Genomic DNA, 25,228 nt, shown 5'->3' with positions numbered 1-25,228 from the left:
TGCCCCTAAAGGGTCGCCATGTCCAAACGCATTCTTGTCACCGGCGGCGCCGGCTTCCTCGGTTCGCACCTGTGCGACGTCCTGATCGGCGCCGGCCATGATGTCATCTGCCTCGACAATTTCTTCACCGGCGCCAAGGCCAATGTGGCGCATCTCCTCGGCCATCCGCGCTTCGAGCTGATGCGCCATGATGTGACCTTTCCGCTCTATGTCGAGGTCGATGCCATCTACAATCTCGCCTGCCCGGCAAGCCCGGTGCATTATCAGCATGACCCGGTGCAGACGACCAAGACCAGCGTGCACGGTGCCATCAACATGCTCGGCCTCGCCAAGCGGTTGCGTGCCCGCATCCTGCAGGCCTCCACCAGCGAGGTCTATGGCGATCCGGAAATCCACCCCCAGCCCGAGAGCTATTGGGGGCGCGTCAATCCGATCGGCCCGCGCAGCTGCTACGACGAGGGCAAGCGCTGCGCCGAGACGCTCTTCTTCGATTATCACCGCCAGCACGGCCTCGACATCAAGGTGATGCGCATCTTCAACACCTATGGCCCGCGCATGCACCCGGGTGATGGCCGCGTCGTTTCCAACTTCATCGTCCAGGCGCTGAAGGGCGAGGACATCACCATCTACGGCGACGGCCAACAGACCCGCAGCTTCTGCTATGTCGACGATCTCATCACCGGCATGGTGGCGCTGATGGAAACGGAAAAGGGCTTCACCGGCCCGGTCAACATCGGCAACCCCGGCGAGTTCACCATGCTGGCACTCGCCGAAGCCGTGCTGCGCCAGGTCGGCGGCCCGTCGAAGCTCCGCTTCATGCCGCTGCCGCAGGATGATCCGCGCCAGCGCCAGCCGGACATCACCCTGGCTGCCGCGAAGCTCGGCTGGGCACCGCGCGTGCCGCTTGACGACGGGCTCGCACGCACCATCGCCTATTTCCGCACGCGCCTCGGCGGCTGAGCGGCGTTCGCGCCCCATCGATGCGCTCACCGGTCCTCCTCATCGTTTTCAACCGGCCGGAGAAGACCGCTGCCGTCATGGAGCGCCTCCGCGCCGCGCGCCCGCCGAAGCTCTATGTCGCTGCCGATGGCCCCCGCCCATCGCGCGCCGGCGAAGCCGAGCGCTGTGCGGCAGTGCGCAGCATCGCCACCGGCGTCGATTGGCCGTGCGACGTGCACACGCTGTTCCGCGATGCCAATCTCGGCTGCAAGCATGGCGTGGCGGGCGCCATCGACTGGTTCTTCGCGCACGAGCCCGAGGGCATCATCCTCGAAGACGATATCCTGCCCACGCCCGATTTTTTCGCCTTCTGCGACGATCAGCTCGAACGCCACCGCGACGATCCGCAGGTCGGGATGATCGGCGGCATCAACCTCGTCGCCAGCCATCTTCCCGCCGATGGGGCGAGCTGGGGCTACACCGGCTATCCGCAGATCTGGGGCTGGGCGAGCTGGCGGCGGGCCTGGGCGCATTTCGATGTCGCGCTGTCGAACTGGCCGGCGGTGCTCCCCGCCTTCCGCGCCGGGTTCGGCCGCCGGCAGCTTGCCGCCGACATGTTCATCGACAGGCTCGGGCAGGTGGCCAGCGGCAGCCTCGACACCTGGGATTATCAATGGGTGCTAGCATGCCGCCTGGCGGGGATGAGCTGCGTCCTGCCCTCGGTGTCGCTCGTGGAGAACATCGGCTTCGATGCCGAGGCGACGCACACCATCGGCGAGGCGCCGGCGGCGGTGCGCGCGCAGCGCCCGGCGCCGCTGGCCTTTCCGCTCACGCCCCCGCAAGGCCGGGACACCGACACGCTCGACCGCCTGCTCGAGCGCCACAGCTTCGATCTCACCGCCGCGACCTGGCTCCGCCTGCAGATCAGGAAGCGCCCCTGGCTCGCTCGCCCGCTCAAACGGCTCCGAGCCGCCATGGCATGATCGCCGCTGCCAGATGGCCGAACACCACCGACGGCCGGTGCAGGAAGAAGCTCATGAAGGCCGACAGCAGCGAAGCGATCAGCGTCGCCATCGCCGCGCCCATCGCGCCATAGTCGGGGATCAACCACAGGTTGCAGCCGATGTTGGTCACCGCCGACATGACATGGACGAAGAGCGTGAGCCGCAGCTTGCCCTCGAGCAGCATCCATTTGCTCCACACCGCACCCAGGCATACCCCGAGCCCCGACCAGATGTGCACCTCGAGCACGGCGCCGGCACCGGCGTAATCGGCACCATAGAGCAGCGTCACCACCAGCCGCGCGAGCACGCTCGCCCCCATGCCGGCCGCCAGCGCCATCCAGAACATCAACGCATAGAGCCGCCGCCATTGCCAGTTGGCGGCGCGCTCGTCCTTGCCATGCACCGCCACCAGCGCCGGAAACGCCGAAGCCACGATCACCATCGGCACGAAGTACCAGATCTCGCTCAGCCGCACCGCCGCCGTATAAAGGCCCACCGCCGTGTTGCTGGCCATTTCGCCGAGCATCACCTGGTCGATCCGCATGTTGATGAGCACGGCGATGCTGGCGAACAGCAGCGGCCAGCTTTCCCCCAGCAGCCTCCGTGCCCGCGCCAGCCGCGGCTTCCACTGGAACAACCCGCCTTGCCGCCGGCTCTGCAGCACGAGCAGCGCCGCTGCCGTCAGCACCGCCTCCACGCTGATCATGATCGCAAACGCCAGCAGCGGCGCCCCGGCAAGCAGCAACGCCACCCGCACCAGGCTCACCACGGCAAAGACCCCGTTGGTGACCCAAATGGCATAGCGGCTTTCCAGCCGGGCATCATGCCAGTAGCGCACCACATCGCTCGCCTGCGCCACCAGCCCGATGCCGAGCACCAGCGCGAGCAGCAGCGTGTCGCCGTCCCCGGGGCGCAGCAGCATCACCGTAATGATCAGCAGGCCATAGCCGATGCTGCCACCGGCGAGCTGCATGGCAAGGGCGGTGCCCATCAGTTCCGGCGCATCCTCGGGCGCACGCACCAGCTCGCGCACCATGATCTCGGCCATCCCCAGCGAAGTGACTGCAAGAAACAGCCCGGCCAGCGCCTGCATCCAGCCGAGCGCGCCAAAATCCGCAGGGCCAAGGGTGCGCGCGATCCACACGCTCACGAACACGCCCACGCCCATGCGCAGCACCCGGTCCGAAACCTGCCAGCCGGCATTGCGCGCAATGCTGGCCAGCACCGGACGCCGCGCCACCGCAGCGCTCAGCCCGGCGCCCAATCGTTTCCGCACCCCCGGTCGCACGTCATCCATGGACAGTGCCATAGCCGCGCCGCCGGGGTTGTGCCACAGCGCGCGTCATGCGCCCGCCCGTCCACCACATCCTCTTCGCCGCCGACAGGGCCTATCTGCCGCACATGGCCACCGCGCTGGCCTCGCTGCTGGTCAACAATGCGGGCCTGGCATTCCACTTCCACATTCTCCACACCGATATCGACGGCGAGGCACTGGCGCGGCTCACTGCCGGCGTGCCGCACCCCGTCACCAGCCATCATTTGCCGGATAGCGCCTTTGCCGCACTGCCGGTCGTCGGCCATCTCGCGCGCAGCGCCTATTACCGGCTGTTCGCCGCCGATGTGATCGATGCGCCGCAAGCGCTCTACCTCGATTCCGATCTCATCGTGCTTGGCGATCTCGCGCCGCTGCTGGCGACCGACCTTGGCAGCCACGCGATCGGTGCGGTCGAAAATCCCGGCGCCGCCCCGCACCCCGGCCTCCGCATGCGGCCGGATTCAGGCTATTTCAACTCGGGCGTGATGCTGCTCGGGCTCGATGCCTGGCGCGCCCGGTCGCTGCGCCATACCGTCATCGAGCGCATCCGCGCCGCCCCGCACGCGATCCGCTTTGCCGATCAGTGCGGCCTCAACGCCGTGCTGGACGGGGACTGGCTGCGCCTCCACCCCCGCCACAATGTCATCAGCAATTTCTGGCAGCCCGACCAGAGCGATGCCATCGCCACCTTCGGCGCCGAAGCGGTCGCCGAAGCGGTGCGCGACCCGTTGATCGTCCACTTCACCGGTTCGTCAAAGCCTTGGCAGCTCAATGACCACCACCCCATGAAGCAGCGCTACTGGCAGTATCGCAACCAGACCGCCTTTCGCAGCCGGCTGGCCGATGATTTCAGCATCAAGACCCTGGTGCGGCGGCTGCTGCCGGCGCCCGTCGAGCGGCTGTTCCGGCAGCTCCGGGGTCGCTAGAAGGCTGTTGCGGCCGCCCGCCGGTGCCGGCTGCGCCAGCCCAGCCAGAAGGCCGTTGTTGCTCCAAGCAGCACCCCCACCACCAGCGCCGCCAACAGCAGCGGCAGCGGCCGGGGGCTTGTCGGCCAGCGCCCGACATGCGGCGCGATGAAGGTCTCGGCGGCAAAGGGCAGGGGCACCATGCTCAGCATGGCACCGCGCTCTTCCTCGGAAAGCGAAGTCACGATCGTCTCGCGCATGTCCACACTGCGCGCGCTGCGAAGCTGGTCGGTGAGATAGCGGATATTGCCTTCCGCGCGCAGCCGCGCCGCGGCGCGAAGCTCGTCATCCGCCGCCGCCACGACGCGGGTGAGCAGCAGCGTGGCAAAGGCCCTGTCGGGGTGCGACAGGCTGATCGATACAAGCGGCGACCGCACACTGGTGCGCACCAGCACCGCCGCAGCCACGAACTCGCGCACCCGCGCCGCATCGGGCGGCGTCCAGGGGGCAATCGGCAGCCCGAACAGCCCGAACAGCCCGTCACGAATCGATCGGCGCAGGCTTTCCGGCTGGCGCCAGCGGCGGCCGGCGGCATCCCATTCGGCCGGAAACATCTGCCGCAGCAGGGCCTCGTCGCTCGCCAGTTGCTCGGCAACGCCGGCCGAGGTGAGACCATCGAGAAAATAGCGGAACGGCGGGGCGGAATCGCCGCCGCCAAGGCTGCCGGTCAGGGCGGCCAGCCCGCCTCCGGCCTGTGATGCCAGCCCCGCCAGCCCGCGCCGCGCCGCTACGCCGGCGGTGGCGGGTGCGGGATAAACCTGCATCTCCGCCGTCCATACCGGTTGGGCGCGCAGCAGATAGACGAGCATCAGCGCCGTCACCAGCAACGCACCCAGCGGCATCAGCCACCAGCGCTGCCGCAAGGGCGCCAGCAGCCGCGGCAACAGCGGCGTCTGCCTGTCGAGATCATCGGCCCCATGCATCGCTCGCGCAATGGCACAGGCCGGCAAGCGCGTCCATCATGCGGCAAAATTGCCAGCTTGCCGAAGCTGTCGCAGCAACCCAGTATGAAGATGCAAGCCCCGGACAATGCAGCCGGGCCTGCGCGGGGAGAGAGCATGGCATTCGACAGCTACGAGCGCTTCCGCTTCAGCCGCGAGGGCAGGGTGCTCACCGCGACAATCGCCGCCCCCGGCCCGGTCAATGGCGTCGATGCGCTGCTCCACGACGAGCTGGCACGGGTGTTCACCGATCTCCAGCACGATCCGGAGTCGGACATCATCATCCTCACCGGCCATGGCCGCGCCTTCTGCGCCGGCGGCGATTTCGACTGGTTCGCCGAGCAGATCGCCGACCCGCGCAAGTTCCGCGATATCGGCTGGGATGCCAAGCGGATCGTCACTTCGCTGCTCGATATCGAAAAGCCGGTCATCTGCCGCTTGAACGGCGCTGCCGCCGGGCTCGGCGCCACCATCGCCCTGCTGTGCGACATCATCATCGCCGACGAGAATGCCGTGATCGGCGATCCGCATGTCAAGGTCGGGCTGGTGGCGGGCGATGGCGGGGCGGTGATCTGGCCGCAGCTCATCGGCTATGCCCGTGCCAAGGAGTATCTGCTCACCGGCGATCTGCTGAAAGCTCCCGAAGCGGCGCGCATCGGCCTCATCAACCACGCCGTCCCCACCGACCAGCTCGATGCCAAGGTGGCCGAGATCGTGGGCAAGCTGCAGGCCAATCCGCGCTGGGCGGTGCGCTGGACCAAGACGATCACCAACCAGCCTTTGAAGGCCGCGGTGGCGCAGATGATGGACGCCAGCATCGCCTATGAGATGATGTCCAACCTCACCGCCGACCGCGCCGAGGCGGTTGCCGCCATGCGCGAGCGGCGCCCCGCAAAATTGAGCGGCGAATGAGCTTCCAGACCTTCACCGACGAGCCCGAGCATGTGCAGGCGCTGCGCGCCACCATCGAGCGCTTCATCGCCCAGCACGCGCCGCGCGAAGCCCGCCAGCAATGGGACCGGGACAGCCGCTGGCCGCGCGATGTCTATGCCGAACTCAACACGCTTGGGCTCACCGCCCTCACCGTGCCGGAGGAATATGGTGGGGCCGGGCAGGACATCATCGCTGCCATCGCCGTGATCGAGGAACTGGCGCGCGCCGGGCCGTGCCTCGCCGGGCCGTTCATCCACACGGCCTTCTACGGCGGCATGAACCTTTCGGAAAATGGCTCGCCCGAGCAGAAGGCGGAGTTCCTGCCCAAGCTGGCGCGCGGCGAGCTCTTCTTCGCCTATGGGCTTTCGGAGCCCGATGTCGGCGGCGATCTCGCGAGTGTGGGAACGCGGGCGCGGATGGAAGGGGACGAGATCGTCATCACCGGCGCCAAGCGCTGGTGCACGGGGGCCGACTGGTGCCATCAGATCTACACGCTGGTGCGCAGCGGCGAGCCGGGGGACCGCTACAGGAATCTGAGCTTCGTCCTCATCCCCACCGATGCACCCGGCGTGTCGATGCAAGCCATCCACCATGCCAACCTGCGCTACACCGCCTCGATGGACGTGTATTTCGACGATGTTCGTCTTCCCAAATCCGCGATCGTCGGCGGCGAGGCCAACTGGAACAAGGGCTGGAAGCTGCTCGCCGGCCGTGCGCTCGATGTCGAGAAGCTGGAAATCACCGCAGTGGCGCTCGGCATCGCCCGCGCCGCCCTCGACGAGGCCTGGGACTATGCCCAGAACCGCGTGCAGTTCGGCAAGCCGATCAGCCAGCACCAGTCGGTCCGCCACAAGCTCGTAACGGCCCGCACCAAACTGCAGGCGGGGCGCCACATGCTCTACCATGCCGCCTGGCTGGCGCAGGAAGGGCGCCCGTGTTCGACCGAGACAAGCATGGCGAAGCTGTTCGTTGCCGATTCCGGCGTCGAGATTGCGCTAACCTGCCAGCAGGTGCTCGGCGCCTATGGCCTGTCGGACGCTTTCGAGGTCGAGCGCCATGTGCGGGATCTGCTCGGTATGCCGATCGTCGGCGGCTCGTCGGACATGCAGCGCAACAATCTCGCGAGCCTGATGAAGCTATGACGCTGCTCGACAACGCCCGCGATCTAACCCCCACCATCGCCGCGCGCGCCGCCGAGACCGAGGCCGCGCGTCGCCTGCCTGCCGATCTCGCGAACCAGCTTGCACTGGCCGGGCTGTTCCGGATGACCGTGCCGGCGGCGTTCGGCGGCGGCGAAACGACCGCGCGCACCTTCTTCGACGTGCTGGAGACGATCGGTGCCGCCGATGCCGCCACCGGCTGGTGCACGATGATCGCCAGCACGACAGCCCTTGCCGCCGCGTGGCTGCCCGCCGAGCATGCCGCCGAAATGTTTTCCGATCCCGCCGGGATTTCAGGCGGCGTTTTCGCGCCGCTCGGCAAGGCGCAGGCGGATGGGGATGATTTCGTCGTCTCGGGCCGCTGGGCCTGGGCCTCGGGCTCGGCCAACTGCCAATGGCTGCTCGGCGGCGCCATGATCTTCGACGATGGAACGCTCCGCACGCTGCCGAACGGCGGGCCCGACCATCGGATGATGTTCTTCCGGCGCGAGGATGTCGAGCTGATCGACACCTGGGACGCCTCGGGCCTGCGCGGCACCGGCTCGGGGGACATGGCGGTGCAGGATGTGCGCATCCCCGCCAGCCGAAGCGTCTCCTTCCTCACCGACACCCCGCGCAGTTCCGCCCCGCTCCATGCCTTCCCGCCGTTCGGGCTGCTGGCGCTCGGCATTGCCGCAGTCGCGGCCGGCAATGCCCGCGCTGCGCTCGACGATCTGAAATCGCTCGCCACCGCCAAAAAGGCGCAAGGCTCCAGCCGCACCCTCGCCGAGCGCGGCACGGTGCAGGCGGAGTTTTCGCAGATCGATGCCCGGCTCGAAGCCGCGCGCGCACTGGCGCATGCGAGCATCGAGCGCGGCTGGGCCGAGGCGCTCACCGGCAACCCCATCGGTGTCGAGGCGCGCGCAAAGCTTCGCCAGGCCGCCACCCATCTCACCCGCACCGCCGCCGATGTGGTGCGCGCCGCCTATGACATGGCGGGGGGCACCGCCGTCTACAGCAAGCACCCGCTGCAGCGCCGCTTCCGCGATGCGCATGTCTGCACCCAGCACATCATGGTGGCACCCCCCACCTGGGAGCTGACCGGCCGCGTCGGCCTCGGCCTGCCCACCGATGCGACCACGCTTTGACGATCAAACCCTCATCTGAAGCCGTGGCGATGGTCGCCACGCTCGCGGCAGCCTTTCAGGATGACCCCGCGCTCGGCTGGATCATTCCCGATGCTGCCGAGCGCCGGGCCCGCCTGCCCTTGCTCTTCACCGCCATCGTCGCTGCCGATCTGCGCAAGGGCAGCGCACTTTGCAGTCCGGAGCATGAAGTCGTGACGCTCTGGCGCCACGCGGGGCACGCGGCCGCCACGATCGGAGAAACACTGCAGAACCTCCCCGGCTTCGTGCGCGCGCTTGGTCCCCATATCCTGCGCGGCCTCAAGGTGAGCCAGGCCATCGAAGCGCACCACCCCAGGAACCTTCGCTTCGCCTATCTCCATTATGCTGGCGTGGCACCCGCCGAGCAGGGCCGTGGTTGGGGCGGCCGCGCCATCCGCCACGGCATCGCGCAGGCCCGGCCGCTGCCGGCGTTTCTGGAAACCGCCACGCCCGCCAATGTCGGCCTTTACCAGAACCTCGGGTTCCGGACCGTGGCAGAATGGGACGTGCCCGGCGGTGGCCCGCACTTCTGGTCGATGCTGCGCCCGCCCGACGCCGCGCAACCCGACTGAAATTTTTTGCGCAGGATTTGACGCCGATCAAAGCGGCGGCATCGCGGTCTTCATATTCTTCTCCCCGGTTGAAGGACGAAACAGGGGAGAGAGCAGATGCGGCTCGATTTTCAGGAACACGGCGCCGTCATTCCGCGCGTGGAAGCGCCAGTGGTGCAAAGCCAGTCCCCGCCGCCGCTGCGCTTCGACATGCCGACGCGCGTGCTCACCACGCTCGTGGCACTTTCGGCCGGCTATCTCGCGGTGATGGGGCTGGCATTTGTCGGTGATGCGCAGGGGCTGGCGCTGGTGTTCGCGGTGTTCGGCATCGTGCTCGCGGGCTTTTACGGCCTGCCATGGGTGATGGCGCGGGTGAGCGGCGGGCTCGGCGCCGATGCCTTCGAGCGCAAGGGCGCCTGGGGCATGGACACGGCGAGCGGCTACCTCACCAGCCATGCAGCACTGGCGCAGATCCTCACTGTGCCGGTGCTGATGCTCGCCTGGGCGGTGTTCGTGCTCGCCATCATCTGATCCGGATTGGCGGCGTCTCCCGTATCCCGACCTCTCCGGGGACGGGAGACGCCGACCCCGAACTATTCGGCCGCTACCGCAAGCTGCAGCGCGCGTGCAGCCCGCCACAGCTTTTCGGGCGTGGCGGGCATCTCGATCTGGGTGCCATCGAGCGCATTGACGATCGCGTTCATGATCGACGGCATGGCGCCGATGGTGCCGGCCTCGCCGCAACCCTTCACCCCGAGCGGATTGGTCGGGCTGGGGGTGCCGAGGGTATCGAACACGATCGCCGCCGGCATGTCGTCGGCACGCGGCACGCCATAATCCATGAAGCTGCCGGTAATCAGCTGGCCGTCATCGGAATAGACGACATCCTCGAGCAGCACCTGGCCGAGGCCCTGCGCCACCCCGCCATGGATCTGCCCCTGCACGAGCATCGGGTTCACGAGGTTGCCGAAATCATCGACAAGGCTGTAGCGCGCCACCTTTACTCGCCCGGTCTCGGGATCGAGCTCGATCTCGGCGATATGGCAGCCATTGGGAAAGGTCGGGGCAGGCTTGCCGGTGGTGTATTTCGACCGGCCGTCGAGCCCGCCGGGATGCCGCGCCGCCAGCTCGGTGAGGCTGAGGCTGAGGTTGCTTCCCCCGGCCTTGAACACGCCATCGGCATAGCTCACGTCATCCGCGCCCAGATCGGCCTTTGCCAGCTCGATCCCGCGCGCCACCAGCGCATCGGCCGCCAGCAGGCAGGCGCCACCGCCGAGTGCCATCGAGCGCGAGCCGCCGGTGCCATTGCCCTGGTCGAGCCTCACGGTATCGCCCTGCACGATGCGGATCTGCTCCATCGGGATGCCCAGCCGCTCGGCGGTCACCTGCGCATAGGCGGTCTCATGCCCCTGGCCGTTCGATTGCGTGCCCACCGCCACCTCGACCATGCCATTGGCGCCCACCCGCACATCGGCAAATTCGTCCGACCCGCCACCGCCGGCGATCTCGACATAATAGGCCATGCCACGGCCATAGCGCTGCCCGCGCGCCGCGGCTTCGGCCTTGCGCGCCGCAAAACCCGTCCAGTCGGCCTGCTCGAGGGCCTTTTCCAGCACTGCCGGGAAATTGCCGATGTCGAACGTCAACCCCAGCCCGTTGGCATGCGGCAGCTCGGCCGGCGTCAGCAGGTTGCGGCGGCGAATCTCATCGACCCCCAGCCCCAGCTCGCGCGCCGCCGCCTCGACCAGCCGCTCCATCACATAGGCACTCTCGGGCCGCCCCGCCCCACGATAGGCATCGACGGGGGCGGTGTTGGTCACCACGCCATGCACAAGGTTGTGGATGGCCGGGATGCGATACACCCCGCCCATGATCGTGCCGCCGGCCATCGTCTGGATCGCCGGGCCATATTGCGCCTGATAGGCGCCGAGGTCGGACCAGGTTTCCACCGCCAGCGCCGTGATCCGCCCCTCGGCGTCGAAGCCGAGCGCCGCCTCGCTCGCCATGGCGCGGCCATGGGTGTCGGTCTGAAAGGCATCGCCGCGCTCGCCGGTCCACTTCACCGGGCGGCCCAGCGCCCGCGCCGCGTGCAGCACCAGCGGATATTCGTTATAGACGAAGGACTTCATCCCGAAGCCACCGCCCACATCATGCGTCATGATCCGCAGCCCCCCGGCGTCGATCCCGAGAATGGTGGCGATGATCCCGCGCATCATCACCACGCCCTGGCTGCCCGTCGTCAGCGTCAGCGCGCCGGTCTCGGCATCGAATTCGCCCAGCGCTGCGCGATTTTCCATCGAAGTCGGGGCCACCCGGTTCTGGATGATCCGCAGCCGCGTCACATGCGCCGATCCCTCCAGCGCCGCCTTCGCGGCCCCGGCATCGCCGGCCTGCCAGTCGAACAAGGTGTTGCTGCCGCACTCGGGCCAGACCAGCGGCGCGTCGGGCGCCAGCGCCGCCTCGATCGAGGCCGCCACGGGCAGATCGGCATAATCGACCTCGATCGCCTCGGTGCCGGCGCGCGCGGCCTCACGGCTTTCCGCGACCACGAATGCCACCGAATCGCCCACGAAGCGCACCCGGTCCTTCACCAGCAGCGTGCGCGGCGTCACCTTGGGGCCGGAAAGCGGCACCAGGCACGGGATCGGCCCATAAGCGGCAATATCGTCATGCGTATAGACCGCCACAACGCCCGGCACCGCCAGCGCTGCCGCGGTGTCGATGCCCCTGATCTCGGCATGGCCATAGGGCGATCGCAGCGTGATGCCATAGAGTTGGCCGGGCCGCTGGATATCATCGGTGTAGCGGCCCTCCCCCTTGAGCAGACGCGCATCTTCGACCCGCTTGACCGACTGGCCGGCTCCGAACTTCATGGCTGCATCTCCGACAGACAGGCCGCAAGGCCTTCGACATAGGTTGGATAGCGCAATTCGAGCCCCAGTTCGCGCGTCATCTTGCCATTCGCGACCCTGCGACATTCCGCATAAAAGGCGCGCCCCATCGGGCTCATGCTGGCGCTTTCAAGGCTCTGCAGCGGCGGCACCGGCAGCCCGAGCAGCCGTGCCGCATGCGCCGTCACCACCTCGCCCGGGGCGGGCAAATCATCGGAAACATTGTAGATCCCGGGCGCCCCGCGCGTCAGGCTGGCCACCATTGCCGCCACGATATCATCGACATGGATGCGGCTGAACACATGGCCGGGCTTGTCGATCCGCGCCACCGAACCCTGCCGAAGCCGATCGAGCGCCGACCGGCCGGGCCCATAAATGCCGGGAAGCCGGAACACGCGTGCTGCCGGGTGCAACGCCGCCCAGGCCTGGTCAGCCGCCAGCCGCCCGGCGCGGCGACCGTTCACCGGCGCCGTCTCATCGACCCAGGCGCCATCGGCATCGCCATAGACACCGGTGCTGCTGAGATAGCCGATCCAGCCTGCGGGTGCTGCGGCAAGGGCGGCGCCATGCGCGGCCAGCACCGGATCGGCACCGTCCTCGCTGGCCGGCGGCACCGAGCTCAGGATGTGCGTAGCGCCAGCAATTGCCGCCGGCAGTTCAGCGCTGTCCAGCGTCAGCGCGCCCTCCACGGCACGCGAGCGGACCAGCGTCACCTCGACACCAGCGGAACCAGGCAGGCCCGCCAAGAAGCGGGCGGCGGTGTAGCCGGGGCCGAAGACAAGCAATCGCATGATCCCCAGCATAGGCACCATGCAATCGCTTGGCGAGCCGATCAGGGAAGAATTCGGTCCTTCGTCTCTTCGGCAATCTCGATCGGCGCCGGTGGCTCGGTTTTCCGCGACCGCTCGACAACATCGGCATTGTGCGGCTGCGCTTCCGCCGCATCATCCGGCCGTTGCCGCTTCACGGGCGGAGCCGTCCTGTCTGCGTCAGGCCCCGGCCCGGCGTTGGGGCCGGACCCGGGGTTGTCCTCGGGCGCGCCAATCATCAACGCGCCCGGTCCCGCTCGATGGGATCGATATCGAGGGGCGTCTCGCCCACGCCCACGCCGCGGCTCTGATCGATCTGCATCTCGGCACGCGTCGTTTCGGGGGACTTGAGTCCCGTCTGCGCCGGCCGCGTCGAAATTCCGACCGATGAAGGGTCACCCTCGATCTTCGGACCGCGATAATCGGCAAGCGTGCGCTTTTCGATCGAAGCGGCGTAATGCTGGTCGATCGAGGCGGTGCCTTCGGTCATGGCCAGCGCTTCGACATCTTCCGGGGAGTAGGCGGGCGCTGCCTCGAGCGTAGCTTCGTCGATGTCGACCCGATAACCGCCCATCGATGGCTCATAATCGAGCAACTCCCAGGGAATCGGATAGTATTTTTGCCCGATGCCGAGAATTCCGCCGAACGACATGATCGCAAAGGCAACACGGCCGCTCTGCTTGTCGATCATCAGCGAATGGATGTTCCCGATCTCGGCCTGTTCCGCATTGATGACCTTCGTACCCTCGACGCGATCGGACGCGATAAGCGGATTGTGACTGGTCATGAAAGTCTCCCATATCTCTGTTTTGTCTGTGCAAAGCCTACACATGGGCGGGCAATTGGTTCCCGGACGCGCAAAATCGATCGTGTCTGACGAATTATTTTCAGAACCGATGGGAACTCATCGAGACATGGCCGGTTGATCGGGCTGGACGCCACTCGACCTCGAGAGGCGCCTTCCAGGATCCGGCCGTGCCGCCCCCGCGCGGTCGGATCCACCTGGGTGGCTATAAGGTGGGTGGAGAGTTTGACATGCGAATTTCTATGATCCTGACTGCCGGCGTTCTGGCGCTCGGCCTCACAGCCTGCGAGAAGAAGGCCGAAGATGCACAGGCAGACGCCGTGCGCGACAATGCCGAAATGCAGGCCGATTCGATGGAAGCGCAGGCCGATGCGATGGACAACCAGGCAACTGGCACCGCCGTTGGTGAAGCGCAGAACGAGGCAGCCGCCGACACGATGCGCGCCGAGGCTGATCTTGTCGAAGAAAAGGGCGAGATCCAGGCCGACGCGATCGAAGAAACCAAGTAGTTTTATCTCCGGCTGGCGATCGCCGGCACGGAATGAGAAGGGGTGCGGCTTGCCGTGCCCCTTTTTCATTGTTTGACGATCTCCACCCCGAAACTTTTCGGGGAGATGGCCGTAATACCACCAGAGCCGATGGCACTCCCCCTCCCGTCGGCGGCGACGACACCGGCGACAGCCCTCCCCCCCGGGCTGTCGCCGGACTTCGTTACAGCCCGACTTCATATCGCTGCGGTCTTTTTGCGCGGGACATCGGCGCCGGGGCACGGCAATATGGCCGGCATGCAAATGCTTGATGCGCGGGCAGCGACGCCCCTCGATATCGTGAGACTGAAGGATTATCGGCCGCCCGATTGGCTGGTGCCGAACGTGGCGCTCGACTTCGACCTCGATGGCCCGGTCACCGTCGTTCGCGCGACCCTTTCCGTGGTCCGCAATGGTCTTCACGATCGCCCCCTGGTGCTCGACGGCAGCCGTCTCGAGACGAGCTGGGTCGAGATCGATGGCGCGCGCGTCAATGCAACCCCGCAGGGGGACACGCTCACCCTTGCCATCGCCGGGGACCGCGCCACCGTGACGAGCGAGGTGCGCATCCAGCCGGCAGCCAACTCCCGGCTGATGGGCCTTTATGCCAGCGAAGGCCGGCTCGTCACCCAATGCGAAGCCGAGGGCTTCCGTGCCATCACCTGGTTTCCCGATCGCCCCGATGTGCTCTCAAGCTATACCGTGCGGCTGGCGGCGGACAAGGCGCGTTACCCGGTGCTGCTCTCCAACGGCGATCCCGGCGTGCTCGAAGATCTGGGCGACGGCCGCCACGCCATCACCTGGACCGACCCATGGCCCAAGCCCTGCTATCTGTTCGCGCTGGTCGCCGGCGATCTTGTGGCGCGGGAGGACAGTTTCACCACCATGTCGGGCCGCAAGGTCAGGCTGGCGATCTGGACAGCCGAGGCCGATCTGCCGCGCTCCGCCCATGCCATGGCAGCGCTGAAGGCAAGCATGGCGTGGGACGAGCAGGCCTATGGCCGCGAATATGATCTGGGCGAGTTCAACATCGTCGCCGTCGCGGATTTCAACGCCGGCGCCATGGAGAACAAGGGCCTCAACATCTTCAACTCCAAATATGTGCTCGCCGATGCCGAGACCGCGACCGACGCCGATTTCGACGCCGTGGCGGCGGTGGTGGCGCACGAGTATTTCCACAACTGGACCGGCAACCGCGTCACCTGCCGGGACTGGTTCCAGCTCAGCCTCAAGGAGGGGCTGACGGTGTTTCGGGACCAGCAGTTCTCCGCCGACCAGGGCTCGGCGGCAGTGCGCCGCATCGACGATGTGCGCGGGCTGCGCGCCGTGCAGTTTCCGGAGGATGCCGGGCCGCTTGCGCACCCGATCCGCCCCGATCACTATGCCGAGATCGCCAATTTCTACACCGCGACCATCTACAACAAAGGCGCCGAGGTCATCCGCATGCTCCACACGCTGCTCGGGGCCGATGGCTACCGGCGCGGTGCGGACCTTTATTTCGACCGCCATGATGGCCAGGCCGTCACCTGCGAGGATTGGCTCGCAGCGATGGAATCCGCGAGCAAGCGCGATCTCGGCCAGTTCCGCCGCTGGTACGAGCAGGCCGGCACGCCGCGCATCGAAGTGCATGCCGCACGCGCCGGCCGCATCCTCACCGTGGCGCTGAGCCAGCGGCTGGCGGCCACGCCCGGCCAGTCGGTCAAGCCGCTGATGCACATTCCCTTTCGCCTCGCCGTCATCGGCCGCACCAGCGGCAAGCGCATCGGCGCCGAGCGGCTTGTCGAGCTGACCGGCCCGGAGACGCGCATCACCTTCGAAGGCCTCGACGAGCCGGTGCTGCTGTCGCTCAACCGTGGCTTTTCCGCCCCCGTTGTGGTGGACGCCCAGGCCAGTCGCGCCGATCTGGCGTTCCTCGCCGCCGCCGATGACGATCCCTTCGCGCGCTGGGAGGCGATGCAGCGCCTCGCCCTCGATGTGCTCGCCACCGACGATGATCCGGCCGAGCTGGTCGCCGCCGTCGGCGCCACGCTCGCCGCAGGCGAGGCGGGGTCGCTCGATGCGGCGTTCGTCGCCGAGGCCGTGCTGCTGCCGACCGAGGCGTTCATCGGCGACCAGGCGAAGATGGTCGATGTCGAGGCCATCCACCGCCGCCGGGAAGCGGCGCGCACCGCTATCGCCACCGTGTTCGAAGACCGGTGGTGGGCCGCCTACCGGCGCCATTCGGGGAGCGGCACCGCGCTCACCCCCGAGGCGAAGGGCGCCCGGCGGCTGGCCAATGTGGCACTCGCGTATCTCGTCACCGCAGGCTCGGCGGACGCGGTGGCCGCCGCCGCCACGCAATATGCCGATGCCGTCACCATGACCGACCGATTGGGCGCGCTGACGGCGCTCATCAACACCAGCACCCCCGAGCGCGATACGGCCCTCGCCGATTTCCATGCGCGCTTCGCCGGCAACAATGACGTGATCGACAAGTGGTTCACCGCCCAGGCGCTCGCCAGCCGCAGCGACACGCTCGACCGGGTGGAAGCACTGCTCGGCCATCCGGACTTCAACCCCGCCAACCCCAACCGGCTGCGCGCCCTTGTCGGCGCGTTTGCGGCCAACCAGCGGCACTTCCACGCCGCATCGGGCGCCGGCTACCGCCTGCTCGCCGGGCAGTTGCTGGCGGTCGACAAGATCAACCCGCAGTCCGCCGCCCGCCTTGCCGTGCCGCTCGGCCGCTGGAAGCGCTTCGATCCCGCACGCCAGGCGCTGATGCGCGCCGAGCTCGAGCGCATCGTCGGCACCGCCGGGGTGAGCAAGGATGTGCTGGAAATGGCGTCGCGCGCACTGGCGTGACGCCCGCGCTGCCCCCATTGCCGCTCTTCCACGCGCCCGGCTATGCCGTGCGGCTGCCCGACGGCCATGGCTTCCCCATGGACAAGTACACCGCCCTGCCGCGCCGGCTCGGCACCGACGCGCGGCTGCTTGCCCCCGAGCCGGCACCGCGCAAATGGCTGGAAGCGGTGCACTGCCCCGATTATGTCGCTGCCGTGCTGGAGGCGAGGGTGCCGCCGCCGATCGAGCGGCGCATCGGCTTCCCCGTCACCCCGGCCGTCGCGATGCGAACGCAGCTGGTGGCGGGCGGCACCCATGCCGCAGCACTTCATGCCCTGGAGCACGGCTGGTGCGCCAATGGTGCAGGCGGAAGCCATCATGCACTCCCCGATACGGGGGCGGGCTATTGCGTCACCAACGATCTCGCCATCGCTACCCAGGCGCTGCTGGACGAGGGGCGGGTCAGGCGCGTTCTGATCGTCGATCTCGATGTTCACCAGGGCGATGGCACTGCGGTGATCTTCGCGGGGCGGGCGGATGTCATGACCTTCTCGATGCACGCGGACCGCAACTTCCCGGTGCGCAAGGCCCGCTCGCACCGCGATGTGCCGCTCCCCGATGGCACCGGCGACGAGGCCTATCTGGCGGTTCTTGGCCCCGAACTCGATGCATTGCTCGAAGCACACCGGCCCGACATCATCCTCTACCAGGCCGGAGTGGACGTCCATACCGAGGACCGGCTGGGCCGGCTGTCGCTCACCGACGCCGGCCTCGCGGCGCGCGATGCGCTGGTGGCCGGGCGCGCCCGCGCCGCCGGCGTGCCGATGGCCGTCACGCTGGGTGGCGGCTATGGCGCCGATATAGAGGCCATCGCCGCGCGCCATGCGCTGGCCCTGCGCGCCGGCTGGGCCGCCTGGAACGGCGCCGCCAGCGGGGGATAGTCACCCCGGGCGCGTAAAGTCATGGTGATGACCGTGCAGCCTGTGCCTCCCCCAGCCGTGCCCGATACGCTTTCGGCGCTGATGCTGCGCGTGCAGGGCGGTGATCAGGCGGCGTTCACCATGCTCGTCCGCGCGCTCGAAGGCCCCGGGCTGCGCCTCGCCGACCGCACCCTGCACGATCGTGCCGCCGCCGAGGATGTGGTGCAGACAGCCTTGTCGCGGCTCTGGACGATGGCCGATCGCTTCGATGCCGGCCGCGGCTCGGTGTCGAGCTGGTATCGGCGGATGATCGTCAACCTCTGTCTCGATCGCCACCGCGCGCGCCGGCCGATGGTGGCGATCGAGGAAGCCACCGAGCTGCCGAGCCAGGCCGCCAGCCCCGAGGCCGAGGCGATCGACAACGACCAGAAGCGCCGGCTGATGGCCGCCATGGCGCAGCTGGCACCCCGCCAGCGCGCAGCCCTCGCCATGTTCCACGGCGAAGGCCTGAGCGTGGCCGAAATTGCAGCGGCACTCGAGGCGACGCCCAAGGCAATCGAGGGATTGCTCGGCCGCGCCCGTATGGAAATCAAGGCGCTGATCATGGCGCAGGAGGAAGAAACACAGTGACACGCGAGCGCGCCCTCGAGATCGTCGGAGCCTATGGCGCCGATCCCGCGCGCTGGCCCGCTGCCGAGCGGACAGCGCTGCTGGCTCTTGCCGCACAGGATGCCGATGTCGCCACTGCGATGGCCGAGGCCCGCGAGCTCGATGCGATGCTCGGCGATTGGGCGGGCGATGTGCCGCTGCGGCAGTTCGAGGCGCAAGCCCTGCTGCCGGCCCGCACGGTCCCTGTCGCTGCCTCCCGCCGGCCGTTCCTGCGCTGGGCCGGGGGTGGTGCGGTCGCCGCGGCCTTCGCGACCGTGCTTGTGCTCGGCGTCCCCGGCATGCCGCCCGAACCGCAGCCCCGCACGGCGACGAATGTTTCACCCGAATTACCGCTGGGGTCGGCCAGCGACAGCACCGAGCCGCTCGACGGCTTTGCGCTGATTTTCACCCCGACCGCTGATGAGGAAGAATTGATATGAGTGTTTCCATGTTCCGCGCCGCGGGCCTGGGCCTGCTGCTGCTCGCCAGTCCGGTGCTGGCCCAGCCCGCCCCCCCAGCGCCCCCCGAAGCCCCGATGATGGGTCGCGGCGGCAATGGGCCCTATGCCGGCATGAGCGAAGCCGGCCGCACCGTCATGCGCGAAGCCATGCGCGCCAACGCCGAGGATCGCCGCGCCAACCGCGAGGCCGTCAAGGCAGCGCGTGACCGGATGATGGCCGTCGTAGAGGCCGATCGCCTTGATACCGCCGCGCTCAAGCGCGCGATGGACGATGAGCGCAACATCGCCATGGCCAGCCATGATCGCCGCCAGGCCGCAATGCTCGCCGGCCTCACCAAGCTCTCGACCGAAGACCGCAAGGCTTTTGTCGCCGGCGCCCGCGCCAGCCGCGAGCGCATGGCCTCGCGCATGGACAAGATGCGCGAGCGCTGGGGCAATCGGGCCGAGCGCCGCGGCAACCGCATGGCGCCGCCGCAGCAGAACTGATCCGAACCTACGCCCGCCAGCCCGTCTGGCGGGCGATTTCGGCATGCACCAGCTCGACAAGCCGCGCCGTGATCGGCCCCGGCCTGCCACTGCCCACCGCCAACCCGTCGATCCGCACCACCGGCAAAATGGGTGCCGTGGTGCTGGTGAGAAGCGCCTCGTCGGCCCCAAGCGCCTCGTCCAGATGAAACGCCCGCTCCTCCACCGGAATCTGCGCGCCGCGTGCGAGGGAGAGCAGCGACTGCCGCGCGATCCCCGGCAGGATATGCGCCGACAGCGGATGCGTGATCAGCGTCCCGCCGCGCACGATATAGGCGTTGGTGCTGCCTCCCTCGCGCACCGTGCCATCGGGCCCGGTGAACCAGGCCTCGAAGCTGCCGGCGGCGCGCGCATCCTGCTTGGCGAGCACATTGGCGAGCAGCCCGGTGCTCTTGATATCGACCCGCCCCCAGCGCTGGTCGGGAACCGTCGTCACCCCCACCCCCTTCGCCTGCTGCGGAATGCGCTGCCGAAAGTCGAAGCGCCGCACCGTCATGATCAGCCGCGGGCGCAGGCCGGGCGCGAACACATGGTCGCGCCGCGCGGTCCCGCGGGTCACCTGGATGTAGATGATCGCATCGCGCACCCGCGCCATCGCGATCAACCGGCGGGCGATGTGCGACAGCACCGCGTCGGACTGCGGCAGCGAAATGAAAAGTGCCGCACAATTGCGCCGCATCCGCACCAGATGCTCGGGCCAGTCGAGCAGCCGGCCATCGAAGATGGCAGCCACTTCATAAATCGAATCGGCAAACTGCAGCCCCCGGTCCTCCACCGGCACCATGGCCTCGGCCATCGGCAGATACTGGCCATCGACATAGGCGAGTTGCGGCATCGGGACGCTCTTCCTGGGGGGCAGACTCGGCCGCGTGTAGCGGCTAGTCAGCAGGGATGCCAGCACCCCGGATTATTTGGTTCCGCAACGACTTGCGCCTCGCCGATCAGGCCGCCGTGCGCGCCGCCGCCGCCGCCGGACCGGTGGTGGCGCTGTTCGTGCTCGACGATCATCGCCCGGCAGTGGCGAGTGCGCCCGAGCCCTGGCGGCAGGGCTGGGCGATGGGAGCGGCACAGCGCTGGTGGCTCCACCATGCCCTCGCCAGCCTCGATGCCGACCTGCGCAAGCGCGGCGGCCGCCTCGTGCTGCGGCGCGGGCGCAGCACCGAGATCGTGCCGGCCATCGCCGCAGACGTCGGCGCGGAGGCGGTGCACTGCCTCGGCCATATCGAGCCCTGGGCGCGCGACGATGAGGAGGCCGTCGCCGCCAGGGTGAAGCTCGAAATCCATGAAGGCGTGCTGCTGGTGCGCCCCGAGAGCGTGCGCACCGGCACCGGCGGCCGCTACCGCATCTTCACCCCCTGGTGGCGGCGGATGCGCGAGCAGATGCCCCCCGCCCGCCCCGCGCCGGCGCCCGCAAAAATGGACTTTGTCGCCGATGTGACCTCTGACCGGCTGGAAGATCTGAAGCTGCTCCCCACCAACCCCGATTGGTCGGGCGGCTTCACGGTCTGGCAGCCCGGCGAAGCAGGCGCCGCCGCACGGCTCGAAGATTTCGCCGGCCGCGCCGCCGCCTATGACGAAGCGCGCAACATGCCCTCGGTCGAAGGCACATCGCGCCTTTCGCCGCATCTGGCGATGGGCGACATCTCGGTGGCAACCATCTGGCACGCCATCGCCGATGCCGTGCCCGTGTCCGCCGAACCCTATCTGCGCGAGCTCGGCTGGCGCGATTTCGCCGCCAACATCCTCGATCTCTTCCCCGACCATGGCGAAGTACCCGGCCGCGAGGTCTTCTCCAAACTGGCATTCCTCGATGATCCCGAGGGCCTGCGCGCCTGGCAACAGGGCCGCACCGGCTACCCCATCGTCGATGCCGGCATGCGCCAGCTCTGGGCGATCGGCTGGATGCACAACCGCGTGCGGATGATCACGGCGTCGTTCCTCTGCAAGCACCTGCTCATCGACTGGCGCCACGGCGAACGCTGGTTCTGGGATTGCCTCGTCGATGCCGATCTCGCCTCCAATTCGCTCGGCTGGCAATGGGTGATGGGCTCGGGCGTCGACTCATCCCCCTTCAACCGCGTCTTCGCGCCGGTGGGGCAGAGCGCCAAGTTCGACGCGGCAGCCTATATCCGGGAATGGGTGCCCGAGCTTCGCCATGTCTCCGAGAGCCGCATCCACGCGCCCTGGGAGAGCGGCGGGGTGAAAGGCTATCCACCGCCGATCATAAGGCATGAGGCCGCGCGGGCACGGGCGCTCGAAGCCTATGCTGCGGCCCGCTAGGGCGCCACTTCCTTCCCCTGCCAGTCGAACAGCCGACCGCTTTGCGGCGGCGCCAGCCCATCGATCACGCCCAGCAGGTGCGCCGCCGATTCGTCCGGCGTGATCAGCATCGTGGCACTGCGCTGAAAGGGCTTCGAAAGCCCGGTGTCCACCGTGCCGGGATGCAGCGCGCACACCACGGCCTCGGGCCAGCGCCGCGCGTGCTCGATGGCGATGGTTCGGATGAGCTGGTTGAGTGCGGCCTTGGCGGCACGGTAGCTGTGCCAGCCGCCGAGCCGATTGTCCGAGATCGAGCCGACACGCGCGCTGAGGGCCGCGAACACGGTCTTTCCGGTGCGCGGCATCATCGGCAGAAACGCCTGTGCGACAAGCGCCGGGCCGATGGCGTTGACGGCGAAGCTGTGGACAAGGGCCTTGGCGTCAAGGTCCTTCAGCGCCCGCTCGGGCGAAATGCCCTGGCCCTGCAACAGCCCGGTGGCGCAGATGACGAGATCGGGCGGGCTCGCAAGTCCGGCGGTAGCCGCGGCAATGCTCGCCGGATCGGTCAGGTCGAGCGCCTCGCGGGTGAAGCGCGTGACGAGCGCAACGGCCGGATCGGCTTCGAGCCGTGCCGCAAGCGCTGCACCGATGCCGCCGCCGGCACCGATGATGACGGCATGGACGGGATTGGGAAAGCTGCTGAGCATCGCAGCCTTATAGGCGATGCGGCGACAGGCACGAGACGGCGCTTTGGCGCGGCGTCAGTCCTCCTCTCAATCCTTTTCCATCGTGCACTGAAGCGGGTGCTGGTGCTCGCGGGCAAAATCGATGACCTGGTTCACCTTGGTTTCGGCGACTTCATAGGTGAAGACCCCGCACACCCCGACGCCGCGTTGGTGGACATGCAACATCACCCGTGTCGCATCCTCCACGCTCATGCGGAAGAAGCGCTGCAGGCAATGCACGACGAATTCCATCGGCGTGTAATCGTCGTTGAGCATCAGCACCTTGTAGAGGCTGGGCTTCTGCGTCTTCGGCTTGGTGCGGGTGGCGACACCGACACCGGTGCCGCGTCCTGCACCATCATCTCCGGTACGATCGTCGTTGCCGTCGTCGCTGCCTGCAACAGGCGCGGTTCCAAACTCACTCATCATCAGTCCTGATCGCGGCTTCGGCCGGGGGCTGGCCCATCCGCCCTATATACGGCGTCGCACGCACAACGAAAAGGGGTGGCCGCATGGCTGCGACCACCCCTCCCATCCATGCTCGCCAGCTTACTTGGTGGTGAGCGCGCTCTTCATCTTGTCGGTGCTGATCGCCATGCGGTTCTGCACCGGCTCGAAGATGTCGCCCGAGATCTTCATCATCATCTCGGTCATCTTGGAGAACTCGGCAACGACGCCATCGAACTGGCTCTTGGCGAATTCCGTCTGCAGCTGCATCAGCTCGTTCGGGGTCTTCGCCGAAGCCATCAGCTTGGCGGCTGCAGTCATTTCCTCGAAGCTCTTGCGCGACGATTCGGTGACATGCGCTGCAACCTGCTCGAGGCCGGTGGTCGCCGCACGCGCCGAGGCGATAACGGCTTCGACATTGCCGCGGGCGAGGTCGGCCATTTCGTCCATCGTCTTCATGCTGGTCTCGATGGCTTCCTTGGACTTTGCGGTCATCTGTTCCATCGCGGCCTTGCTGCTCTCGAGAGCGGCTTCGGCGCTGGTGTTCATCTGCGCGACGGTCGACTTGACGGTATCCTGGGTGGTTTCAAAAGCGGTGGCCATGGTCAATTCCTTCAGGGGGGTGGGGACGAGGTGCAGCTGCGGGCGGGGGGATGCCGGCTGCACGGGCTCGGGCTTGGCTGCGGGGGCGATCGGCTTGGCCGGCACTGCCTTTGCAACGCGCTCGGAGGTTGCGGCCTTGGCGACAGGCGTCGCGGCAACCGCAGCTTCGGCAACCACCACATCGGTCGCCTGGGTTTCAACACCGGTGGGTCTCGTGTTCGCCTTGACGACAGCAGACCGCTCGCTCGACGCGGACTTGCGGCGGGGGCTGGCGGGCTTGGTCGTCCTGGCGCTCACGTATGACATCCCATCTGGCTCGTTGTGCGATGCAACATAGCCAAAGCCGAAAACATTTTCAAGCAGATTTATGGTGCACTGCAACATGACCGAACAGGTGCAGCAATTTCAGATGCTTGAGCGCCGCTTCAGTGCCCCGTCACGACCGTGGCAATGCCCGATTCGGTCAGCGCCGATTCGAGCTCGCCACGCAGCCGGTCAAGCGACGGCTGGTCGCGCGCTTCCACCCGCGCCACCAGCGCATCCTGGGTGTTCGAGGCGCGCAGCAACCACCAGCCATCGGCGCGGATCACCCGCGCGCCATCGGTCTCCACCACGGTCGCACCCTCGGCCCGCAGCCGCTCGAGCACTTCCTCCACCACCGCGAACTTGCGCTCCTCGGACGCCTGGAAGCGCAGCTCGGGCGTGTTGACCATCACCGGCATCGCCGATTTCAGATTGGTCAGCGAGCCGCCGAGCTCGGCCACCGCCCCGATCAACCGAAGTGCCGCATAGATCCCGTCGTCGAAGCCATACCATTTGTGGCCGAAGAAGATGTGCCCGCTCATCTCGCCCGCCAGCGGGCTGCCGACTTCCTTCATCTTCGCCTTGATGAGGCTATGGCCGGTCTTCCACATCAGCGGCTCGCCGCCCAGCTCGGCAATTCGGTCGAACAGCGCCTGGCTCGCCTTCACATCGGCAATGATCGTGCTCCCTGGCAGCGCCGCCAGCACCGGCTCGGCCAGGATGGCGAGCAGCTGGTCGCCCCACACCACCCGGCCGGCGCTGTCGATGGCACCGAGCCGATCGGCATCGCCATCGAACGCCAGCCCGAAGTCGCAGCCCTTTTCCGCCACCACCCGCTTCAGATCGGCGAGGTTCTTTTCCTCGGTCGGATCGGGGTGATGGTTGGGGAAGCTGCCGTCCACGTCCGCAAACAGCACATGGTGCGTGCCGGGCAGCCGCTTGACGAGCGCCTCCACCACCGGCCCGGCAACGCCGTTGCCGCAATCCCAGGCAATGGTGAACGGCGGCAGCGGCGCATTCGGCGCCTCGAATTCCTCGAGCAGCCGGTCGACATAGCGATCCATCATCGGCTCGTCGCGCGCGCTCCCATCGCCATCGACCCAATCGCCCGCCGCCGCCATCGTGCCCAGCTCGCGAATGTCGGCGCCAAAGAACGGCCGGCTGGAAAGCATCATCTTGAAGCCGTTCCAGTCGGGCGGGTTATGGCTGCCCGTCACCATGATGCCGCCATCGCAATTGAGGTCGTAAACGCTGAAATACAGCATCGGCGTCGGCCCCATGCCGACGCGAATCGCCTCGATGCCGGCGGCGTTCAGCCCCTCGACAAGAGCGGCTTCGAGCATCGGCGAGGTCGTCCGGCCATCGCGGCCCACCGCCACGCGCGATCCGCCCGAGCGCGCGATGAGCGTGCCGAAGCCGCGGCCGATGGCGCGGGCGTCGTCCGGCCCCAATGTCGATCCGATGATCCCGCGGATATCATATTCGCGAAGGGCGGTCGGGTGGAACTGATGGCTCATGGTGCACCTGCGAAAA

General features: G+C 67.7%; 26 protein-coding genes. 15 read left to right on the top strand and 11 right to left on the bottom strand.

Translation table 11 applies throughout. The annotated features are described in order from the left end of the window. Positions 1-18: 18 nt before the first annotated feature. Together FHS79_RS03600 and FHS79_RS03595 are read left to right on the top strand one after the other, a co-directional pair. Positions 19-960, top strand: a complete 942-nt coding sequence (locus FHS79_RS03600; RefSeq protein ID WP_184195496.1) for a UDP-glucuronic acid decarboxylase family protein — start codon at positions 19-21, stop codon at positions 958-960. A 20-nt stretch (positions 961-980) separates the two neighbouring features. Continuing rightward, a complete protein-coding gene (locus FHS79_RS03595; RefSeq protein ID WP_184195493.1) occupies positions 981-1,922 on the top strand; it encodes a glycosyltransferase family protein in 942 nt (313 codons plus the stop codon). On the opposite strand, the gene FHS79_RS03590 is transcribed toward FHS79_RS03595, so the two are convergent. Then, entirely contained in the window at positions 1,894-3,240 is a 1,347-nt protein-coding gene (locus tag FHS79_RS03590) for a flippase (protein ID WP_184195490.1), read from the bottom strand. The genes FHS79_RS03595 and FHS79_RS03590 overlap by 29 nt on opposite strands. 47 nt (positions 3,241-3,287) lie before the next feature. On the opposite strand from FHS79_RS03590, the gene FHS79_RS03585 reads away from it, so the two are divergent. After that, positions 3,288-4,184, top strand: a complete 897-nt coding sequence (locus tag FHS79_RS03585) for a glycosyltransferase family 8 protein (RefSeq protein ID WP_184195487.1) — start codon at positions 3,288-3,290, stop codon at positions 4,182-4,184. On the opposite strand, the gene FHS79_RS03580 is transcribed toward FHS79_RS03585, so the two are convergent. Continuing rightward, the gene (locus tag FHS79_RS03580; RefSeq protein WP_184195484.1) at positions 4,181-5,146 is read right to left on the bottom strand and encodes a Wzz/FepE/Etk N-terminal domain-containing protein; all 966 of its coding nucleotides are present in this window, start codon (positions 5,144-5,146) and stop codon (positions 4,181-4,183) included. The two genes, FHS79_RS03585 and FHS79_RS03580, sit on opposite strands and share 4 nt — an antisense overlap. Positions 5,147-5,236: 90 nt before the next feature. Here FHS79_RS03580 and FHS79_RS03575 point away from each other — a divergent pair, with 90 nt between their 5' ends. From FHS79_RS03575 to FHS79_RS03555, 5 genes are all read left to right on the top strand, one after another. Continuing rightward, positions 5,237-6,076, top strand: coding sequence for an enoyl-CoA hydratase/isomerase family protein (locus FHS79_RS03575; RefSeq protein ID WP_243452639.1), 840 nt, complete (start codon positions 5,237-5,239; stop codon positions 6,074-6,076). Beyond that, positions 6,073-7,239 (top strand): acyl-CoA dehydrogenase family protein, encoded by a 1,167-nt coding sequence (locus tag FHS79_RS03570; protein ID WP_184195481.1) that lies wholly within the window; start codon positions 6,073-6,075, stop codon positions 7,237-7,239. The genes FHS79_RS03575 and FHS79_RS03570 overlap by 4 nt, the downstream gene beginning before the upstream one ends. Next, on the top strand, positions 7,236-8,384 hold the full coding sequence (locus FHS79_RS03565; protein ID WP_184195478.1) for an acyl-CoA dehydrogenase family protein: 1,149 nt from the start codon (positions 7,236-7,238) through the stop codon (positions 8,382-8,384). The genes FHS79_RS03570 and FHS79_RS03565 overlap by 4 nt, the downstream gene beginning before the upstream one ends. After that, entirely contained in the window at positions 8,381-8,974 is a 594-nt protein-coding gene (locus tag FHS79_RS03560; protein WP_184195475.1) for a GNAT family N-acetyltransferase, read from the top strand. Before FHS79_RS03565 ends, FHS79_RS03560 begins: the two co-directional genes overlap by 4 nt. A 96-nt stretch (positions 8,975-9,070) precedes the next feature. Continuing rightward, positions 9,071-9,484 carry a hypothetical protein gene (locus FHS79_RS03555; RefSeq protein ID WP_184195472.1) on the top strand — a complete coding sequence of 138 codons (414 nt, stop codon included), beginning with the start codon at positions 9,071-9,073 and terminating at the stop codon, positions 9,482-9,484. Positions 9,485-9,546: 62 nt separating this feature from the next. Here FHS79_RS03555 and FHS79_RS03550 read toward each other — a convergent pair whose 3' ends face one another. The 4 genes from FHS79_RS03550 to FHS79_RS03540 all read right to left on the bottom strand — a co-directional run bounded on the left by FHS79_RS03550 (position 9,547) and on the right by FHS79_RS03540 (position 13,440). After that, positions 9,547-11,826: a xanthine dehydrogenase family protein molybdopterin-binding subunit gene (locus FHS79_RS03550; RefSeq protein WP_184195469.1), complete on the bottom strand. Its 2,280-nt coding sequence runs from the start codon at positions 11,824-11,826 to the stop codon at positions 9,547-9,549. Beyond that, a complete protein-coding gene (locus tag FHS79_RS03545) occupies positions 11,823-12,638 on the bottom strand; it encodes a Rossmann-fold NAD(P)-binding domain-containing protein (RefSeq protein ID WP_184195637.1) in 816 nt (271 codons plus the stop codon). Before FHS79_RS03545 ends, FHS79_RS03550 begins: the two co-directional genes overlap by 4 nt. A gap of 38 nt (positions 12,639-12,676) precedes the next feature. Next, on the bottom strand, positions 12,677-12,811 hold the full coding sequence (locus FHS79_RS19105; RefSeq protein ID WP_274603679.1) for a hypothetical protein: 135 nt from the start codon (positions 12,809-12,811) through the stop codon (positions 12,677-12,679). An 80-nt stretch (positions 12,812-12,891) separates the two neighbouring features. Then, positions 12,892-13,440: a PRC-barrel domain-containing protein gene (locus FHS79_RS03540; protein ID WP_184195466.1), complete on the bottom strand. Its 549-nt coding sequence runs from the start codon at positions 13,438-13,440 to the stop codon at positions 12,892-12,894. A 248-nt stretch (positions 13,441-13,688) separates the two neighbouring features. Between FHS79_RS03540 and FHS79_RS03535 the strand changes: the two genes are divergently transcribed. From FHS79_RS03535 to FHS79_RS03510, 6 genes are all read left to right on the top strand, one after another. Further along, positions 13,689-13,967, top strand: coding sequence for a hypothetical protein (locus FHS79_RS03535; protein ID WP_207792203.1), 279 nt, complete (start codon positions 13,689-13,691; stop codon positions 13,965-13,967). A 282-nt stretch (positions 13,968-14,249) separates the two neighbouring features. Next, positions 14,250-16,826 (top strand): aminopeptidase N, encoded by a 2,577-nt coding sequence (gene pepN, locus FHS79_RS03530; RefSeq protein WP_184195631.1) that lies wholly within the window; start codon positions 14,250-14,252, stop codon positions 16,824-16,826. After that, entirely contained in the window at positions 16,823-17,746 is a 924-nt protein-coding gene (locus tag FHS79_RS03525; RefSeq protein ID WP_424022257.1) for a histone deacetylase family protein, read from the top strand. The genes pepN and FHS79_RS03525 overlap by 4 nt, the downstream gene beginning before the upstream one ends. Positions 17,747-17,803: 57 nt before the next feature. Continuing rightward, on the top strand, positions 17,804-18,355 hold the full coding sequence (locus tag FHS79_RS03520) for a sigma-70 family RNA polymerase sigma factor (protein ID WP_184195463.1): 552 nt from the start codon (positions 17,804-17,806) through the stop codon (positions 18,353-18,355). After that, positions 18,352-18,813, top strand: coding sequence for a hypothetical protein (locus FHS79_RS03515; RefSeq protein ID WP_184195460.1), 462 nt, complete (start codon positions 18,352-18,354; stop codon positions 18,811-18,813). The genes FHS79_RS03520 and FHS79_RS03515 overlap by 4 nt, the downstream gene beginning before the upstream one ends. Further along, a complete protein-coding gene (locus tag FHS79_RS03510) occupies positions 18,810-19,319 on the top strand; it encodes a periplasmic heavy metal sensor (RefSeq protein ID WP_184195458.1) in 510 nt (169 codons plus the stop codon). The genes FHS79_RS03515 and FHS79_RS03510 overlap by 4 nt, the downstream gene beginning before the upstream one ends. Before the next feature lie 7 nt (positions 19,320-19,326). On the opposite strand, the gene FHS79_RS03505 is transcribed toward FHS79_RS03510, so the two are convergent. Next, complete coding sequence (locus tag FHS79_RS03505) at positions 19,327-20,193, bottom strand: D-amino-acid transaminase (protein ID WP_184195455.1); 867 nt, start codon at positions 20,191-20,193, stop codon at positions 19,327-19,329. A gap of 56 nt (positions 20,194-20,249) precedes the next feature. On the opposite strand from FHS79_RS03505, the gene FHS79_RS03500 reads away from it, so the two are divergent. Beyond that, positions 20,250-21,638 carry a cryptochrome/photolyase family protein gene (locus FHS79_RS03500; RefSeq protein WP_184195452.1) on the top strand — a complete coding sequence of 463 codons (1,389 nt, stop codon included), beginning with the start codon at positions 20,250-20,252 and terminating at the stop codon, positions 21,636-21,638. On the opposite strand, the gene FHS79_RS03495 is transcribed toward FHS79_RS03500, so the two are convergent. The 4 genes from FHS79_RS03495 to pgmG all read right to left on the bottom strand — a co-directional run bounded on the left by FHS79_RS03495 (position 21,635) and on the right by pgmG (position 25,212). Continuing rightward, positions 21,635-22,324, bottom strand: coding sequence for an SDR family NAD(P)-dependent oxidoreductase (locus tag FHS79_RS03495; protein WP_184195449.1), 690 nt, complete (start codon positions 22,322-22,324; stop codon positions 21,635-21,637). The genes FHS79_RS03500 and FHS79_RS03495 overlap by 4 nt on opposite strands. A gap of 66 nt (positions 22,325-22,390) precedes the next feature. Next, a complete protein-coding gene (gene clpS / locus FHS79_RS03490; RefSeq protein ID WP_243452625.1) occupies positions 22,391-22,768 on the bottom strand; it encodes an ATP-dependent Clp protease adapter ClpS in 378 nt (125 codons plus the stop codon). Positions 22,769-22,891: 123 nt separating this feature from the next. Then, positions 22,892-23,689: a TIGR01841 family phasin gene (locus FHS79_RS19280; RefSeq protein ID WP_184195443.1), complete on the bottom strand. Its 798-nt coding sequence runs from the start codon at positions 23,687-23,689 to the stop codon at positions 22,892-22,894. 128 nt (positions 23,690-23,817) lie between these two features. Then, the gene (gene pgmG, locus FHS79_RS03480) at positions 23,818-25,212 is read right to left on the bottom strand and encodes a phosphoglucomutase/phosphomannomutase PgmG (RefSeq protein ID WP_184195440.1); all 1,395 of its coding nucleotides are present in this window, start codon (positions 25,210-25,212) and stop codon (positions 23,818-23,820) included. Positions 25,213-25,228: the final 16 nt, after the last annotated feature.

The sequence above is a fragment of the Polymorphobacter multimanifer genome (assembly GCF_014205635.1).
GTDB lineage: Bacteria > Pseudomonadota > Alphaproteobacteria > Sphingomonadales > Sphingomonadaceae > Sandarakinorhabdus > Sandarakinorhabdus multimanifer.
The sequence above is the reverse complement of the archived record's forward strand: the minus strand, read 5'-3'. Positions and strand labels throughout refer to the sequence as shown.